The sequence below is a fragment of the Micromonospora sp. MA102 genome (assembly GCF_025460765.1).
Taxonomy (GTDB): domain Bacteria; phylum Actinomycetota; class Actinomycetes; order Mycobacteriales; family Micromonosporaceae; genus Micromonospora; species Micromonospora halotolerans.
Window position 1 is genome coordinate 1 of sequence record NZ_JAMWEG010000029.1, and the last position, 16791, is coordinate 16791.

A 16791-nucleotide genomic window follows, 5' to 3' on the forward strand; every position below is an offset into this window, starting at 1 on the left:
CCGGCTCGGACCTTCGCGGTCCGGGGGATGTAACGACCGGTGGGGGCCGGTCATTCCGACCGGCGGTCGCCGTCGCCCGGGGGCGGGCTGCTAACGCGGTCTGCCATGTACAACGACCCCACCCCCGCCATGATTCCGCCGCCACGGTGGCGCCGACCACACGCCGCGACCAGGCGAAACCGGACACCAGGTCTCGAACCTGTCGGCGCAAAACGGACAGGCACCCCAGGCGAGCCGGGTCGACGGCGTGGATCTTGAACGCTTTCCGTTCGCTGCGAACGGCAACTATCCAAGATTCGCAGACGGGACGGGCGGCGCGGGCCGGGCAAGGCCGGCGAGATGGGCGACCCCGGACACCGACGTGTTGATCAAGAGGTTTGCGTCGCGCCCTGACCGAATCCCCGACGCAAACTTCTTGATCAACGCGGGCGGTCGACGGCCTCGCGCAGTGGCCGACCGTCGTCGGCGGGCACGTAGCGGACATCTTGCCGGGCCGCGTCGCGGCCGCGCGGGACGGGTCGGCGGTGAGTGGAACGCCATGGAGGTCACCGGTGCGCGGATACCTGTACAGCGTTCCACTGATGGCGAGGTCGACCCGGGCGGTCGCGGCCCACCGGGTTCCACTGTGGGCGTGCCACCATGTCGGGCATGGGGAGCCGGAGTGCGGTTCCGGCGGGGGAGGGGGCGGCCATGGGAGAGGGCTCGACCGGGCCGCTGCGCGGTGTCCTCGTCGCGGACTTCTCGCGGATCCTGGCCGGGCCGTACGCGACCATGCTCCTCGCCGACCTGGGCGCCGACGTGCTCAAGGTGGAGGCGCCGGGCGGCGACGACACCCGGACCTGGCAGCCGCCGGTCCGCGACGGCGTCTCGACCTACTACCTCGCCGTGAACCGCAACAAGCGGTCGCTGGTGCTCGACCTCGCCGATCCCGGCGACGTGGTGCTGGCCCGCCGCCTCGCCGCCCGGGCCGACGTCATGATCCAGAATTTCCGGCCCGGCGCCCTGCGCCGCTTCGGCCTCGATTACGACACCGTCACCACCGCCAACCCCCGGCTCGTGTACGCCTCGATCACCGGCTTCGGCGCGGCCGGCGGCGCGGACCTGCCCGGGTACGACCTCATGGTGCAGGCGGCGTCCGGGCTCATGAGCCTCACCGGGGAGGCGGACGGCCCGCCGTACAAGGCGGGGGTTGCCGTCTTCGACGTGATCGCCGGGCTGCACGCGGCGCTCGGGATCCTGGCCGCGCTGCACCACCGGGCGGCCACCGGCCTCGGGCAGCACGTCGAGGTGGACCTGCTCTCCTCAGCCCTGTCCGGGCTGGTCAACCATACCGGCGCGCACGTCGCCGGGGGAGTGGTGCCGCACCGCATGGGCAACGCCCACCCGAGCATCATGCCGTACGAGCCGCTGCCCACCGCCGACGGCGAACTGGTGGTGATCGCCGGCAACGACGGCCAGTTCCGCACCCTGTGCCGGGTGCTCGGCCTGCCCGGGCTGCCCGACGACCCCCGGTTCCGGCGCAACCAGGACCGCACCGCTCACCGCGCGGCGTTGCGGCCGTTGCTGGTGGCCGCCCTGGCCCGGCGGACCACCGCCGAGTGGTTCCGTGAGCTGCGCGCGGCGGGCGTGCCGTGCAGCCCCATCAACACGGTCGCCGACGGGGTGGCCCTGGCCGACGGGCTCGGGCTCGGCCCGGTGGTCACGATCGACGGCGTGCCGGGGGTGCGGCACCCGATCGGCCTGTCGGCGACCCCGCCCCGCTACGACCTGCCACCGCCCGGCCTGGACGAGCACGGCGCCGAGCTGCGGGCCTGGTTGGCCGGGTGAGGGGTCAGCGTCCGGCGGCGGCCAGCAGGTCGTCGACCAGCCCGGTGGCGGTCTCCGCCGCGGCGGCGGCGTCCGTCCGCCCGGCGCTGCCGTAGAGGCCCTCCACGATCAGCCATATCCGGTCGGCGAGCCGGCCCGGGTCGGCCACGTCCAGCCGGGCCGCCAGCGCGTCGATCTCCGCCCGGGTGTCCCGCAGGTAGTCCCGGGCCACCCGGCCGGGCTCGCCGGCGTCGCCCGGGAACTCGGCGAGGTAGAGGCGGAACGCGCAGCCGCGGAAGTCCGGGTCGGTGGCGGTCGCGGCGATCTCCGCGACCAGCGCCCGAAGGCGCGTCGCCGGGTCGTCGGGCAGCCCTTCGGCCGCCGCGAGGCCGGCCCGCTCGCGCTCGCGCCGGCACCCCCGCAGGTACGCGGCCACCAGGTCGTCCTTGCTCGGAAAGTGCGTGTAGAGCAGGTTCTTGCCGCAGCCGGCGGCGTCGATGACCTGGTTCATCCCGACGGCCCGGACGCCGTGGCGGTAGAACAGCTCGCCGGCCGTGCGCAGGATCCGCTCCCGGCTGCCCGGCGCCGCGGTGCGGGCCATCGGTCCTCCTTCGCTCGTCTGTGGCGAGGATAACGGACCGATCGGTCCGACGACGATTGACCGGTTGCCGACCGGTGGCGCAGTATCGGACCAATCAGTCCCGGACCGATCGGTCCGGCAATGACGCCAGGAGGCAGCGATGCGCGACGCGGTCATCGTCGAGGCGGTACGGACCCCGGTGGGTCGGGCGAAGCGGGGCGGGGCGTACCTCGACGTCCACCCCGTGGACCTGCACGCGCACGCCCTGCGCAGCCTGGTCGCCCGGGTGCCCGGGCTGGACCCGGTCGAGATCGACGACGTCATCGGTGGCACCGTCGCCCAGGTCGGCGAGCAGAGCACCAACACCACCCGGCTCGCCGCGCTCGCCGCCGGCTTCCCCGAGTCGGTGCCCGGCGTGACCGTGGACCGGCAGTGCGGCAGCAGCCAGCAGGCGCTCAGCTTCGCCGCCCAGGGCCTGGTCGCCGGGGCGTACGACATCGTGGTCGCCTCCGGCGTCGAGTCGATGAGCCGGGTGCCGATCGGCAGTGCCGCCCTGGTCGACGGCGTCCGCGCCGACGTCGCCGGGCCCGCCGTCGCCGTGCGCTACCCGGGCGGGCTCGTCCCGCAGGGCGTCGCCGCCGAGCTGATCGCCCGCAAGTGGGGCCTGTCCCGCACCCGGCTCGACGAGTACGCCGCCAACAGCCACCACCGGGCCGCCGAGGCGTGGCGGCAGGGGCGGTTCGCCGGCCAGGTCGTCCCGCTGCCCGGCGTCGACCTCGACATGGACGAGACCATCCGGCCCGGGACCACCGTGGCCCGCCTCGCGGACCTGCCGCCGGCGTTCGCCGCCGACCACTGGACCGCCCGCTTCGGCGAGCTGGACTGGAAGGTCACGGCCGGCAACTCCAGCCCGCTCAACGACGGCGCGGCGGCGCTGCTGCTCACCACCGGCGAGACCGCCCGCCGCCGGGGCTGGCGGCCCCGGGCCCGGATCCACACCGCCACCGTGGTCGGCGACGACCCGATCATGATGCTCACCGGCATCATCCCGGCCACCGCCAAGGTGCTCGCCCGGGCCGGCCTCACCATCGGCGACATCGACGCCTTCGAGGTCAACGAGGCATTCTCCTCGGTCGTGCTGGCCTGGCTGGACGAGACCGGCGCGGACCCGGCGAAGGTGAACGTCGACGGCGGCGCCATCGCCATCGGCCACCCGCTCGGGGCCAGCGGCGCCCGGCTCGCCACCACCCTGCTGCACGTCCTCGAACGCACCGGCGGCCGCTACGGCCTGCAGACCATGTGCGAGGCCGGCGGCACCGCCAACGCCACCATCATCGAACGCCTCGACGGCTGACCGGCCGGGCGGCGGCTCAGTCGGCGATGCCGCTGAACGCGACCACGTGCTCGGCGCGCAGCCGGACCAGCAGCTCGCCGGGCACGGCGTTGCGCCGGCCGTACTCCTCGGCGCGGTCCGCGCCCATGTAGCGGGCGGCGATCCGCGTCGACCAGGGCAGGGACTCGACCGGGTCCTCGCTGATCGTCACCGGGCCCCGGACCGTGACGAAGGCGTAGGGCGGCTGCTCCTCGTCGACGGTCAGCGCCGCCCGCGGGTCGCGGACCAGGTTGCGCCCCTTCACGCTGCTCCGGCCCGTGTTGAAGACGAGGTCGTCGCCGTCGAGCACGAACCAGATCGGGGCCACGTGTGGGGAGCCGTCAGCCCGCACGGTGGCCAGCTTCCCCGTCCGGGTGCCGGCGGTGACGAAGGCTCGCCACTGGTCGTCGCTCATCCGCTGCGCCATGCGCCCATTCTGGCCCACCCTCCCGACGCGTGCGGCCGGTGCTCGCTCCCAGCCAGTTCACAGCCTCGCGACCTGTCCGGCCGGCCGGGCCCGGCATACCCTGGACCGGCCCCGCCACCCCCTCTGACCTGGGAGATCACACGGTGTCGTACCCCACTACCGCCGGACCGGCCGGTCCGGTCCCACCGCGCCGGCCCGCGCGGCGGCACTGGCCCCGCTGGGCCCGGTGGTGCGTGGCGGTCGGCACCACCCTCATGACGCTGAGCGGCGTGGCGCTGGGCGGCAGCGCCTACCTGCTGCACGCGGCGACCGGCGAGGTCACCCAGCAGAGCCTGCTCGGCGCCGCCGCCGCGCCCGCCGAGCAGCACCGGACCATCACCGGGGCGAAGAACATCCTGCTCGTCGGCGTCGACACCCGCGCGAACCAGGACCCGAGCCAGCTCACCCGCGCGGACTCGATCATCCTGCTGCACATCCCGGCCGACCACACCCAGGCGTACCTGGTCTCGCTGCCCCGGGACTCGCTGGTGACCATCCCCGCGTACGACAACGGCGCCACGCCGTTCCGCGGCGGACAGAACAAGATCAACGCGGCCTTCGCGTTCGGCAGCCGGGGGCTGACCGGCTCCGCGGCGCTCTCGCACGGCTTCGAGCTGCTGGCGCTGACCGTCCGCGACCTCACCGGCATCACCCCCGACGCGGGCGGGATCATCGACTTCCAGGGCTTCAAGAAGATCGTCCAGGTGCTCGGCCAGGTCTGCATGTACGTCGACGAGACCACCACCTCGATCCACGTCGGGCACGACGCCGCCGGCAAGCCCGCCGCGCCGTACGCGATCAACCCGGACGGCACGGTCAACCACCGCATCCCCGGCGTCACCCCGAACGTCTACACGAAGGGCCAGCACTGCCTCGACCCGGCGCAGGCGCTGGACTTCGTCCGGCAGCGGGACCTGCTCGCCAACCACGACTTCGACTACGGCCGGCAGCGCCACCAGCAGCAGTTCGTCAAGGCCGTGCTCGCCCAGGTCGTCAGCAAGGGGCTGGACTCGCCGACGAAGCTGCCCGGGCTGTTGTCGGCGGTCGGCCGGACCATGACCGTGGACGACGGCGGCATCTCCCTCGCCGACTGGGCCTTCGCCATGCGCGGTGTCCACCCCGACGCGATCACCACGCTCAAGACCAACGGCGGCACCTTCAACAGCCGTACCGTGCCGGGCGTCGGCAGCGCCGAGATCCTCAGCCCGACCAGCATGCAGCTGCTCCACGCGGTACGTGACGACACGGTCGCCGCGTTCGTCGCGGCGCACCCGAGCTGGGTGGCCGACTCGGGCCCGACCCCCGCCGACCACTGACCCGACGCGGCCGAAAGGTTCGTCCCGGGCTGGTCGACCGGTCGGCACCGCCGTCAAGCCGCGCCGTCGGTGCTGGCAACCGGAGAACCGCTGTCAGGGGTTGGCGCCGGTTCGAGGCCGAGGGCGGCGGCCGCCTCGATCCCGAGAGCCCGAAAGTACGGCCATCCCTGTCGGGTGCCCCGGAGATCACCGAGCCGTACCGTGAGGAACGCGTCCGCCGAGAGCCAGGCGCGGCCGTAGACGCCGCCCCACTCGGCCAGGAAGTCCTGCTTGTCGACGTACTTCTTGGCGACGTACAGCCCGGCCACGTCCAACATGGCGATCGCCCGGTTGACGAGGTCGAAGTTGTCCGGCTCCTCGTCGCGCAGTCGGAGGACCGACTCCACGGTCTGGGCGCGAGTGAAGAGCAGCCGCCGCCCACGCTGCAGGTCCGCCTCCACCAGGCGCTCGTGCAGCTTGAGGAACAGGTCCCGACGGTCCTGTCTCCGGCGGTCCTTGTAGGAGAGGCCGGTGAACGCCAGGGCGCCGATCGAGATCAACAGTGAGGCGGAGGAGCTGACCTGGGGAAGCCACCCGGCGTCCGTCATGCCCCGAACGTAGCGGAACAACTCGATCGCCTGTAGTCCGAGGACCGCACGCGGCGGTGGCGTGACGCGGGCGTGACGGCGGGGCGACGGCTGCGCGGGACCCTCGGCGGCGTGAGCAGCTTCCCGGGCAGTCCGCGTACCCTGCGTGGTGCCATCATCGCGGTCGACCCGCTGGGGCCGCTGTCCCGGGTGGTGGTGTTCCAGTACAACCCCGACCAGGTGCAGCGCACCATCGCCCCGCGGTCCGGCGGGGAGTCCGGGCAGCGCGCCGCCGACGCGCACCGGGCCTGGGGCGCGCCCACCGAGACGATCACCATGACGGTCGACGTCGACGCCACCGACCAGTTGGAGAGCACCGATCCGGTCGCCGCCACCGTGGGCGTCCTGCCCCAACTGTCCGTGCTGGAGATGCTGCTGCACCCCGGCAGCGTCCGGGTGATCGCCAACTCGGTGCTGCTGGCCGCCGGGACCATCGAGATCCTGCCGGTGGAGCTGCCCATGGCGGTGCTGGTGTGGGGGCCGGCCCGGGTGGTGCCGGTGCGGATCACCCAGCTCGGCGTCACCGAACAGGCGTTCAACCCGGCGCTGAGCCCGATCCGGGCCACCGTGGACGTCTCCGCCCAGGTGCTCACCTACGACGACCTGTCGCTGACCGACATCGGCTACGGGCTCTACCTCGCGCACCTCGTCGCCAAGGAGGTCCTCGCCGTGGTGGGCGCCGTCTCCGGCGCCGTAGACGCCGTCACCGACCTCGCCGGAGCGTGACATGACCGGGCGCTACGACTCCGTGCCCATCGCCGGAACGACCGTGTCCGACGGCGCCGGCGGCCTGCGCGAAGTGCGATACCTGCGGCGGCGGCCGCTGCCGGACCTGCGCGACGTGCGGGCCGCCGCCACCCACCAGGTGACCGCCGGGGACCGGCTCGACCTGGTCAGCCACCGGTACCTGGGCGACGCCACCGCGTGGTGGCGGATCGCCGACGCCAACGGGGCGCTCGACCCGGAGGCGCTGACCGGCCCGGACGCCGAGGGCGAGCTGATCGTCATCCCGCTGCCGGGGGTGTGACGTGCTGCTCGGGTCCGGGCTGCGGCTCACCGTCCTGGCGGGACGGACCGTGCCGCTGCCACTGTCGGTGGACCTGGCCCAGCGGTGGCGCTCCACCCGGGTGACCGAGAGCGACGCCGAGCGCAGCGCCTTCTCGCTGGTCTTCGACGCCGGGCGGGCCGGCCCGCTGGCCGCCGTGGACAGCCCGTTCGGGCCGACCGGCCCGCTGGTCCCGTTCGCCCGGGTGGTGCTGGTGCTCACCTTCGGCGTGGTGCCGGTGGTGCTCTTCGACGGCATCGTCACCGAGACCCGGCTCGACCCGGGCACCGGCGCCGGGCGGGCCACCTTCACGGTCACCGGCGAGGACGTGGGCAACCTGCTCGACCGCGAGGACCGCGACGTCGAGCATCCCGCCCTCGACGACTACCTGACCGTGCTGAAGATCCTCGCCCCGTACGCGGCGCGCGGCATCCTGCCGAAGGCACTGCCCGCCCCGGTCACCGACCCGCCGCTGCCGATCGACCGGATCCCCACCCAGCACGGCACCGATCTGGAGCACCTGGCGGAACTCGCCCAGCGGCACGGCTACGTCACCTACGTCGACCCCGGCCCGGTGCCGGGGATCAGCTCGTTCTACTGGGGACCACCGGTGCGGCTCGGCCTGCCGCAGCCGGCCCTCGCGGTGGACCTGGGCTCGGACAGCAACGTGCGGGAGGTCTCCTTCCGCACCGAGGCGACCCGGCCGGCCACCGTCACCGGGGCGGTGCACGACCGGCGGACCGGTGTCACCCTGCCGGTGGCCGCCGTGGTGAGCACCCGGCCACCGCTGGCCGCCGTGCCGTTCGCGCTGGCCAACGCCGGGGACGTGCGGCGGCGCCGGCTGCGCGAGGGCAGCAGCGACGCGGTCTCCGCCTTCGCCCGCGCACAGAGCGAGGTGGACCGCGGCGCCGACGCGCTGGTGGCCCAGGGCACCGCCGACGGCGCCCGGTACGGGGCGGTGCTGCGCCCCCGCGGCCTCGTCGGCGTGCGCGGCGCCGGCTGGAGCCACGACGGCCTCTGGTACGTCCGCCAGGTCGAGCACGACCTGGCCTACGGCGGCTACCGGGTCGGCTTCACCCTGTCCCGGGACGGCCACGGCTCGATCACGCCCGCGCTGCCCCGGAGCCCACTGTGACCACCCGGGAGGAGCGGCGATGACCCGGCAGTTCTTCGGCGTCTACCGGGGCACGGTGGAGCAGAACGTGGACCCGATGCTGCGCGGGCGGGTGCAGGTCTCCGTCCCGAAGGTGCTCGGCGACGGCCGGCTGGCCTGGGCCGAGCCCTGCGTGCCCTACGCCGGCAACGGCGTCGGCGGCTTCAACCTGCCGCCGGTGGGCGCCGCCGCGTGGGTGGCGTTCGAGGGCGGCAACCCCGACTACCCGGTCCTGCTGGGCTGCTACTGGCAGCTCGGCGAGTCGCCCGCGCCCGGGCTGCCGCAGCAGCGGGTGTTCCAGTCCGACTCGGTCAGCGTCACGGTCAGCGACCTGCCCATGGTGGGCGGCCTGACCATCGAGGTCGGCCCCCCGGCCGTGCTGATCCCGCTCAAGGTGGTGCTCGGCCCCGGCGGCATCGAACTGTCCACCGGGGCCACCAAGGTCGTACTCGACGGCGTGCGGGTCTCGGTCAACGACGGCGCGCTGGAGGTGATGTGATGCCCGGACCCCTCGTGCACCAGGGTGCCGTGGTGATCTGCGCGCACGGCGGGCAGGCCATGCCCACCGTCCCCAACCCCCGGGTACGCGTCGGCGGGCAGGCCACCGTGCTGCTCGCCGCGCCGTGGACGGTGGCGGCCTGCCCGTTCCCGCCGGTCGCCGGCGGCCCCTGCGTGACCAGCGTGTGGAGCGTCGGCAGCGTCCGGGTGCGCTCCATGGGGCAGCCCCTCGTGCTGGCGAGCGGGCTGGCCACCTGCGCGCCGACCGGGGTGCCGCTGGCCGTCACCGGCAGCCAGTTCCGGGCGGTGGCCACGTGATCCCCGGCCGGCACGTCGGCTTCCCGCTGCGCGTGGGCGGCCGGGGCCGCACCGCCCTGGTCGGCGACGAGGACTACCTGCGCGGCCTGGTCGAGGCCGTCCTGTTCACCCGCCCCGGCGAACGGGTCAACCGGCCCGACTTCGGCAGCGGCGTCGACCGGCTCGTCTTCGCCCCGGCCGGCGACGAGGTCGCGCACGCCACCCGGGCGCTGGTGCACGGCGCCCTGCAACGCTGGCTCGGCGAGCTCGTGCAGATCGACGACGTACGGGTCGAGGCGGTGGACGCCCAACTGCGGGTGACCGTCAGCTACGTGCCGCTGGTCGCCGGGGCGGCCGTCGGCGAGCGCCGCAGCCTCACCGTCGTGGGCGGCACCCCGTGACCGCGCCGCTGCTCGACCGGGAGGCCCGCCGGGCGCTCGTCGAGGGGGAGAGCACCCTCGACGGGATCGACCACGTCGAGGTGCTGTCGAACCGGCCCGGCACCCCCGGCCACGTGCCCGGCGCGCCCCGCCAGCGCACCCTCCTCGTGCACCTGCTGCACGGCCCGGTCCCCGCCGACCTCGACGCCGGCCGAGTCCGCGTCCTCGGCGGGGTGCGGGTCGACCCGCGGGTCAACCCGGTGCGGGTGCTCTGGGCGTACCCGGCCAGCGCCGTGGCGGCCGGGCCGCCGCCGGGGGTGACCGCGGCCGACCGGACACTGGTGACCGGGGCGGTGCCGGCGCCCGCACGGGGCCGGGTGCTGGTGGTGCGCACCTCCTCCAGCGGGGACTGGTCCAGCTACCTGCTCACCCTCACCTGCCCGGGGGCCGACGGCTTCCCGGCCGGCTTCGACGAGCCGCTGTCCACCTGCCCGTTCGCCTTCGCCGTCGACTGTCCCGACGAGCTGGACTGCCGGTCCGACGACGGCTGCCCGCCGGTGCCCGCCACCACCCCCGCCCTGGACTACCTGGCCCGCGACTACGCCGGCCTGCGCACCCGGCTGCTCGACCGGCTCGCCGTGCTGCTGCCCGGCTGGACCGACCGCAGCCCGGCCGACCCGCTGGTCACCCTCGCCGAGCTGTTCGCGTACGTGGGGGACCGGCTCACCTACCGGCAGGACGCGATCGCCGCCGAGGCGCACCTGGGCACCGCGCGGCTGCGCCCGTCGGTGCGCCGGCACGCCCGGCTGCTCGACTACCGGATGCACGACGGCTGCGCCGCCCGGACCTGGCTGGCGTTCCGCACCACCGCGGCGCTGACCCTGCCGGCGCGTACCCCGGTGGCCGGGGCCGAGGACCCGCTGCCGCCGGACGCGGGCGTGGCGGAGGCCGTCGACGCCGGCGCCACCGTCTTCGAGACCCTCGCCCCGGTGCCGCTGCGCCCGGCCCGCAACCAGCTCGACCTGCACGCCTGGGGCGACCCGGACGCCTGCCTGCCGGCCGGCGCGACCAGCGGCTGGCTGCGCCACCCGGCCGGCGCCGACCCGCAGCTGCGCGCCGGTGACGTGCTGGTGCTCGCGCCGGCCGACGAGACCGGGACCGTGGTGGGCGACGAGGCCCGCCGGCAGGCCGTCCGGCTCGACCGCGACCCGGTCACCCGCGCCGACCCGCTCGCCCCCGCCGGCACCGTCGTCCGCGAGCTGCACTGGGCCGCCGAGGACGCCCTGACGGTCCCGCTGCCGGTGGCCCGCCGGGCCGCCGACGGCACCGCCGCACCGGCCGCCGTGGCCCTCGCGAACGTCGCTCTCGCCGAGCACGCCGGCGCGCTGCCTCCGCGCGGGCTGCTGCCGCCGCAGGCCCCCGCCGACGGCCCGTACCGGCCCCGGCTGCCCACCGGGCGGCACCCGGTGGCCTGGACCGACGCGGTCGTGGACGGGCGCAGCGCCACCGCCGCGCTGCGACCCGATCCGCGCCGCGCCCTGCCCGCCGTGCTGCTCGACGACGGCAGCCGCACCTGGACGCCGGTGCCCGACCTGCTGGCCAGCGGCCGGCTGGACCCGCACGTGGTGGCCGAACCGGAGACCACCGGCGTGCTGCGGCTGCGCACCGGCGACGGGATCAACGGCCGCCGCCCCGCGCCCGGAGTCACCCTCACGGCCTGGCCACGCGTGGGCGGCGGCGCCGCCGGCAACGTCGGCGCGGACGTGCTCACCCTCCTGCTGCCCACCGGGGCGTGGGCGGTGCCGGCCGGGGTGAGCGTGGGCAACCCACTGCCGGCCACCGGCGGGGTCGACCCCGAGTCGGTGGACGAGGTGAAGGAGCTGGCCCCCTACGCGTTCCGCACCCAGCTCCGCGCGGTCACCAGCGCCGACCACGCCGCCACCGCCGAGGAGAACCCGGGCGTGCAGCGCGCCGTGGCGCGGCGCCGCTGGACCGGCTCCTGGTACGCCCAGGAGGTCACCCTCGACCCGGTGGCCCGCCGGGCCGGCGACCCCGCGCTCGCCGCCGAGGTGGCCGCCCTGCTCGACGTACGCCGGCTGGCCGGCACCGACGTGGAGCTGGCGCCGCCCGCGCACGTCCCGCTGGAGATCGTCCTCGGCATCTGCGTCGCCGACGGCCACCTCGCCGCCGACGTGGAACGCCGCCTGCGCGCCGAACTGTCCACCCGGGTGCTGCCCGACGGCCGGCTCGGCTTCTTCCACCCCGACCGGCTCACCTTCGGCCAGTCCCTGTACGTCTCCGACCTGGTCGCCGCCGTCATGGCGGTGCCCGGCGTCGGCTACGTCGAGGTGGCCGACGACGACGCCACCGGCCTGCGGTTCCGCCGGCTGGGCCACCCGCCCGCCGGGGAGGTGGCCCGCGGCCGGATCGACGCCGCCGCCCGCGAGGTGCTGCGCGCCGACAGCGACCCGAGCAACCCGGAGTACGGCCGGGTCGCCTTCCACCTGCGCGGTGGCGCGTGAGCTGCGGCTGCGGTGGCGGGTGCGGGTGCGACCCGCTGCGCCCGCCCGCGCCCGAGGTGACCAACCCGCCCGGCCAGCCCGCCCTGGCCTGGCGGGTCGCCCCGCACAGCCACGCGCTGGCCCGGATGCGTGCCGCGCTCGCCGACCCGGGCCTGCCCGCCGGCGTGCGGGCGGTGGCCGGGCAGGACGCCGACGACCCGCTGCTGGCGCTGCTCGACGCCGCCGCGGTGATGACCGACGTGGTCTCGTTCTACACCGAGCGGATCGCGCAGGAGGCGTACCTGCGCACGGCCACCGAGCTGACCTCGGTCCGGCACCTCGCCGGCATGATCGGCTACCAGCCGCGCCCCGGCGTCGCCGCCGCCGCGGACATCGCCTTCGACGTGGAGGACGCCCCGGGCGCACCGCCTGAGGTGGACGTGCCCGCCGGCACCCCGGTGCAGTCGGTGCCCGGGCAGGGCGAGCTGCCGCAGACCTTCGAGACCGGGGCCGACCTGCGCGCGTACGCGGTGTGGAACGCGATCCCGGGCGCCACGGCCGGGCCGCAGGACATCGACTTCGCCACCGACGCGATCTGGCTGCGCGGCACCGCCCTCGGCGTACGGGCCGGCGACGGGGTGCTGGTGGTCGGGGCGGAACGCCGCCGGTACGGGCGGACCCCCGCGCACAGCCGGGCGGCCGGCGACCGGCGGCGCGACGACGAGCGCTGGGACTTCCGGGTGGTCACCGCCGTCGAGGAGGGACCGCCCGGCCTGGCCGGCTGGACCCGGCTGGCGCTGGCCGAGCGGATCGGCTGGCGGCGGGCCACGCCGCTGACCGCCGAGGAGGGCGTGCAGGTGCACGCCTTCGCCACCCGGACCAACCTGTTCGGCTGGAACGCGCCGATGGCGGGGCTGCTGGCCGGGAACGACCCGCCGCCGCCCGGCATCACCGACGGCGAGTGGGACGACATCGACAACCCGTTCCCGCCCGGCGCGCCGCCCCCCGCCGACGTGGTCGAGGTCGACGGCGACCACCCCCGGATGGTGCCCGGCTCCTGGCTGCTGCTCGAACGCCCCGACTACCGCGAGCTGTACGCCGTCGAGGCGGCCGACCCGGCCGGCGGTTCCCGGTTCGCGGTCAGCGGCCGGACCACCCGGCTGCGCGTCGACATCACCGAGAACCTGGACACCTTCGGCCGCCGGGACACCCTGGTACGCGGCGAGTCCCGGCCGCTCCCGGCCGCGGAACGGCCCCTCGTGGAGCCGGTCGGCGGCCGGCGGCTCACCCTGGTCGCCACCGATCCGCCGCTGCCCGCCGGCCGGCGGGTGGTGGTGACCGGGTTCCCGCCCGGCGGGCCGCCCGCCGACCCGCTCGTCGCGGCGGCCACCGCGCCCCCGCTGGCCGAGAGCGCGGTGGTGCTGGCCTGCGCGGTCGCCGCCGACGGCCGGACCATGACCGTCGACCTGGACCGCGACCTGGCGCTCCGGTACGACCCGCGCGGCCTGCGGGTGCGCGGCAACGTCGCGCCGGCCAGCCACGGCGAGACCGTCGTCCAGCCGCTCGGCAGCGGCGACCCCACGCTCGCCTTCCAGCGGATGCGCACCCGGCGCGGCCCGCTCACCCACGTCCGCGACGACAGCCCCACCGGGGCCCGCAGCACCCTGGAGGTCCGGGTCGACGGGGTGCGCTGGGAGCCGGTGCCCGCGCTGGACACCGCCGGCCCGCACGACCGGGTGCACACCGAGCGGCTCGACGACGAGGGCCTGGCCACGGTCACCACCGGCGACGGTCGGCACGGCGCCCGGCTGCCCGGCGGCGCGGAGAACGTGGTGGCCACCTACCGGGTCGGGGTCGGCGGTGCCGGCGCGGTCCGGGCCGGGCAGCTCAGCATCCTGCCCCGCCGCCCGTACGGGGTGCGGGCCGCGGGCAACCCGGCCCCGGCCCGGGACTGGGCCGACCCGGAGCAGCTCGACGCGGCGCGGGCGCACGCCCCGCTGCGGATCCGCACCCTGGATCGGGCGGTCTCGGTGGCCGACCACGAGGACTTCGCGGCCGGCTTCGCCGGGGTCACCCTGGCCCGCGCGGACGACGTGTGGGACGGCCGGGAGCAGGTGGTCGTCGTCTCCGCGCTCGGCGCGGCGGCCGGTGGCGGGGCCGACCCGGCCGGGCCGGAGCTGGTCGCCGCGCTGCGCGCCGCCCTGGCGGCCGCCCGGGATCCCGGCACCCGGCTCGCCGTGCTGGCCGGGGAGACCGTCCCGTTCGGACTGCGCGTCGACCTCGCGCACGACCCGGCGTACCCGCGCGCCGACGTGGAGGCCGCCGTCCGGGCCGCCCTCGCGGCCGCGTACACGCCGCCGGCGCTGGCGTTCGCCACCGGAGTGGTGGCCTCCCGCGCCCTGGTCACCGTGCGCGCGGTGCCCGGGGTGCGCGCCTGCACCCTGCCCCGGCTCGCCGCGCCGCCCGGCGGCGCCGGCGCCGACCTGCTGGCCGCGCTGCCCGGCCGGTTCGCGGGCACGCTGCGCCCCGCCCAGGTGCTCACCCTCGCCGACGTGACGATCGGGGTGATGTCGTGACCGAACCCGCCCTGCGCCGCCTGCTCGACCTGGTCCCGGTGCACCTGCTCGCCCGCGACGCCCAGGCCGACGGCGGCACCGGCCCGCTCACCGCGCTGCTCGCCGCGGTGGCCGGCGAACTGGAGCTGCTGGAGGCCGACCTCGACCGGCTGCACGACGGGTTCTTCGTCGAGACCTGCGCCGAGTGGCTGGTGCCGTACCTCGCCGACCTGGTCGGCCTCGCCGAGCTGCCGCCCGACCTCGGGGTCACGGTGAGCCGGCGGGCGCTGGTCGCCAACACCGTGGCCTACCGCCGCCGCAAGGGCACGGTGGCCGTGCTGGAGCAGGTCGCCCGGGACGTCACCGGCTGGCCGGCCCGCGCCGTCGAGCACCACCCGCTGCTGGTGGGCGCCACCCACGTCAACCACGTCCGCCCCGACCGGCCGGCGACCGTCTCGCTGCGCGGCGCCGCCCGGATCGAGGCCGCCGCCGTGGTCAGCCCACCCGGACCGCGCGGCGCCCTCGACCCGCTCACCCACACCGCCGAGGTACGCCGCATCCCCACCCGGCGTGGCCGCTACGGCATCGACCACGTGGCCGTGCACCTGTTCCCGACCCAGGCGTACGAGGTGGGTGCCCCGGAGGCCGAACCGCCGGCCGGCCCGAACGGTGGCTGGTCCGCCGCCCGCGACGTGGGCGACGCCTGGACCTTCGACCCGCTCGGCCGGGCCGTGCCCCTGTACGCCCCGCCGCGCCGCGAGGAGGCCGTCGAGCGGCTCGCCACGGAGGCGGACCTGCCCGTGCCGCTGCGCCCGCGCCGGCTGCTCGACCTGCTCGGGCAGGCCCGCGCCGGCGCCCTGGCGGCGACCGCGCTGCCGCTGGGCGTACGGCTGCGGGTCGGCGGCGTCGACCAGCCCGACCTGACCCCCGACCGGATCCGGGTCTGCCACCTGGAGGACCTGGCCCCCGGCCCGGCGCCGCAGGTGATGGTCGACCCGGTGGCCGGCCGGCTGCGGGTCCACGCGCCGGCCGCCCCCGACGCGGTCTTCGTCCGGTACGCCCACGGCGGCCTCGCCGACGTCGGCGCCGGCACCTACGACCGGACGGCCGCCCACGAGGCGTTGCTCGCCACCGACCCGGGCGCCCCGGTCGCCGCCGACGGCCCGGACGCCCCGCCCGCCGCCGGGCAGATCGAGGTGTGCTCCGGCGCGCCCGCCCCGGTCGGCAGCGTGCCCACCCTCGCCGCCGGCCTGGCCGCGGCCGAGGCGTCCTGGGCGGCGCCCGGCAGCCCCACCCTCGGCGGCACGTACGTGGTCTCGGTCGCCGACAGCGCCAGCTACCCGGGAAACCTCACGGTCACCGTGCCCGCCGGCACCCGGCTGGTGCTGGTCGCCGCCGGCTGGCCGACCCGCCGGCTCCCGAACGGCGAGGTGCTCGCCCCGGTCCCCGGCCGGTACGCCCCCGACGGGCTGCGCCCGCACCTGCTCGGCAGCCTGCGAATCACCGGCGAGCCGGGCAGCAGCGTGGTGGTCGACGGGCTGCTCGTCGAAGGCGACCTGGTGGTGGCCCCCGGCCAGCTCGGCCACCTCACGATCGCGCACGCCACGGTCACCGGCGCGGTCCGGGTCTCCTCGGCCGCCGGCCGGCCCAACAGCCGGTTGCAGCTCCGGCTCAGCCGGTCGGTGGCCGGCGCGGTCACCCTCGCGCCGACCGTGCCGATGGCCACCGTGGACACCTGCGTGCTGGACGCCGCCGCCGGTGGCGGGACGGCGCTGGCCGGCGAGGGCGTGCACGCCTGCCTGGAGGGCAGCACCGTGCGCGGCGCGGTCCGGGTCCGCAGCCTCGACGCGAGCAGCTGCGTGCTCGAGGGTCCGGTGGAGGTGGCCCACCGGCAGGTCGGCTGCCTGCGGTTCAGCTACGTCGCCCCCGGCTCGCGCACCCCGCGCCGCTACCGCTGCGTGCCCGCCGACGGCGAACCCGGCCCGCTCCCGGTGTACGCGGCCACCGACCCGGCCTCGCCCGCGTACCCGGCCCTCGCCGGGTCCTGCCCGGTGGCGATCCGGGAGGGCGGCGAGGACCGGGCCGAGCCGGGCGTGCACCACCACCTCAGGCGACCGTTGCGACTCCGGGCGGCGCAGCGGCAGCTCGACCCCTACCGGCCGGTGGGCGTCGAGCTCGGGATCTTCGGGAGTTGAC

The 16791-nt window shown here is 76.4% G+C and carries 15 protein-coding genes; 12 read left to right on the top strand and 3 right to left on the bottom strand.

The features are described from left to right. The first annotated feature begins 690 nt into the window (after window positions 1-690). Entirely contained in the window at window positions 691-1827 is a 1137-nt protein-coding gene (locus NFX44_RS32175; RefSeq protein WP_262287370.1) for a CaiB/BaiF CoA-transferase family protein, read from the top strand. Window positions 1828-1831: 4 nt separating this feature from the next. Here the strand turns inward: NFX44_RS32175 and NFX44_RS32180 are convergent, their stop codons facing one another. Continuing rightward, window positions 1832-2407 (bottom strand): TetR/AcrR family transcriptional regulator, encoded by a 576-nt coding sequence (locus tag NFX44_RS32180; RefSeq protein ID WP_262287371.1) that lies wholly within the window; start codon window positions 2405-2407, stop codon window positions 1832-1834. A 139-nt stretch (window positions 2408-2546) separates the two neighbouring features. Here NFX44_RS32180 and NFX44_RS32185 point away from each other — a divergent pair, with 139 nt between their 5' ends. Continuing rightward, complete coding sequence (locus tag NFX44_RS32185) at window positions 2547-3740, top strand: thiolase family protein (RefSeq protein ID WP_262287372.1); 1194 nt, start codon at window positions 2547-2549, stop codon at window positions 3738-3740. Between the two features lie 16 nt (window positions 3741-3756). Here NFX44_RS32185 and NFX44_RS32190 read toward each other — a convergent pair whose 3' ends face one another. Then, window positions 3757-4185, bottom strand: a complete 429-nt coding sequence (locus NFX44_RS32190; RefSeq protein WP_262287373.1) for a PPOX class F420-dependent oxidoreductase — start codon at window positions 4183-4185, stop codon at window positions 3757-3759. A 143-nt stretch (window positions 4186-4328) separates the two neighbouring features. On the opposite strand from NFX44_RS32190, the gene NFX44_RS32195 reads away from it, so the two are divergent. Next, on the top strand, window positions 4329-5540 hold the full coding sequence (locus NFX44_RS32195; RefSeq protein WP_262287374.1) for an LCP family protein: 1212 nt from the start codon (window positions 4329-4331) through the stop codon (window positions 5538-5540). A gap of 53 nt (window positions 5541-5593) precedes the next feature. On the opposite strand, the gene NFX44_RS32200 is transcribed toward NFX44_RS32195, so the two are convergent. Further along, window positions 5594-6127: a hypothetical protein gene (locus NFX44_RS32200; protein WP_262287375.1), complete on the bottom strand. Its 534-nt coding sequence runs from the start codon at window positions 6125-6127 to the stop codon at window positions 5594-5596. 111 nt (window positions 6128-6238) lie between these two features. Between NFX44_RS32200 and NFX44_RS32205 the strand changes: the two genes are divergently transcribed. The 9 genes from NFX44_RS32205 to NFX44_RS32245 are packed head-to-tail and all read left to right on the top strand — an operon-like array spanning window position 6239 to window position 16790. Then, on the top strand, window positions 6239-6892 hold the full coding sequence (locus NFX44_RS32205; RefSeq protein ID WP_262287376.1) for a hypothetical protein: 654 nt from the start codon (window positions 6239-6241) through the stop codon (window positions 6890-6892). A gap of 1 nt (window position 6893) precedes the next feature. Then, window positions 6894-7193, top strand: a complete 300-nt coding sequence (locus NFX44_RS32210; RefSeq protein WP_262287377.1) for a hypothetical protein — start codon at window positions 6894-6896, stop codon at window positions 7191-7193. A 1-nt stretch (window position 7194) separates the two neighbouring features. Next, the gene (locus tag NFX44_RS32215; RefSeq protein ID WP_262287378.1) at window positions 7195-8346 is read left to right on the top strand and encodes a hypothetical protein; all 1152 of its coding nucleotides are present in this window, start codon (window positions 7195-7197) and stop codon (window positions 8344-8346) included. A gap of 19 nt (window positions 8347-8365) precedes the next feature. Beyond that, complete coding sequence (locus tag NFX44_RS32220) at window positions 8366-8863, top strand: phage baseplate assembly protein V (RefSeq protein ID WP_262287379.1); 498 nt, start codon at window positions 8366-8368, stop codon at window positions 8861-8863. Next, window positions 8863-9180: a hypothetical protein gene (locus NFX44_RS32225; protein ID WP_262287380.1), complete on the top strand. Its 318-nt coding sequence runs from the start codon at window positions 8863-8865 to the stop codon at window positions 9178-9180. The genes NFX44_RS32220 and NFX44_RS32225 overlap by 1 nt, the downstream gene beginning before the upstream one ends. Continuing rightward, window positions 9177-9560: a GPW/gp25 family protein gene (locus tag NFX44_RS32230; RefSeq protein ID WP_262287381.1), complete on the top strand. Its 384-nt coding sequence runs from the start codon at window positions 9177-9179 to the stop codon at window positions 9558-9560. The genes NFX44_RS32225 and NFX44_RS32230 overlap by 4 nt, the downstream gene beginning before the upstream one ends. Next, complete coding sequence (locus tag NFX44_RS32235; RefSeq protein WP_262287382.1) at window positions 9557-12061, top strand: putative baseplate assembly protein; 2505 nt, start codon at window positions 9557-9559, stop codon at window positions 12059-12061. Before NFX44_RS32230 ends, NFX44_RS32235 begins: the two co-directional genes overlap by 4 nt. Then, entirely contained in the window at window positions 12058-14616 is a 2559-nt protein-coding gene (locus tag NFX44_RS32240) for a baseplate J/gp47 family protein (RefSeq protein ID WP_262287383.1), read from the top strand. Before NFX44_RS32235 ends, NFX44_RS32240 begins: the two co-directional genes overlap by 4 nt. Then, window positions 14613-16790, top strand: coding sequence for a phage tail protein (locus tag NFX44_RS32245; RefSeq protein ID WP_262287384.1), 2178 nt, complete (start codon window positions 14613-14615; stop codon window positions 16788-16790). The genes NFX44_RS32240 and NFX44_RS32245 overlap by 4 nt, the downstream gene beginning before the upstream one ends. Window position 16791 lies beyond the last annotated feature (1 nt).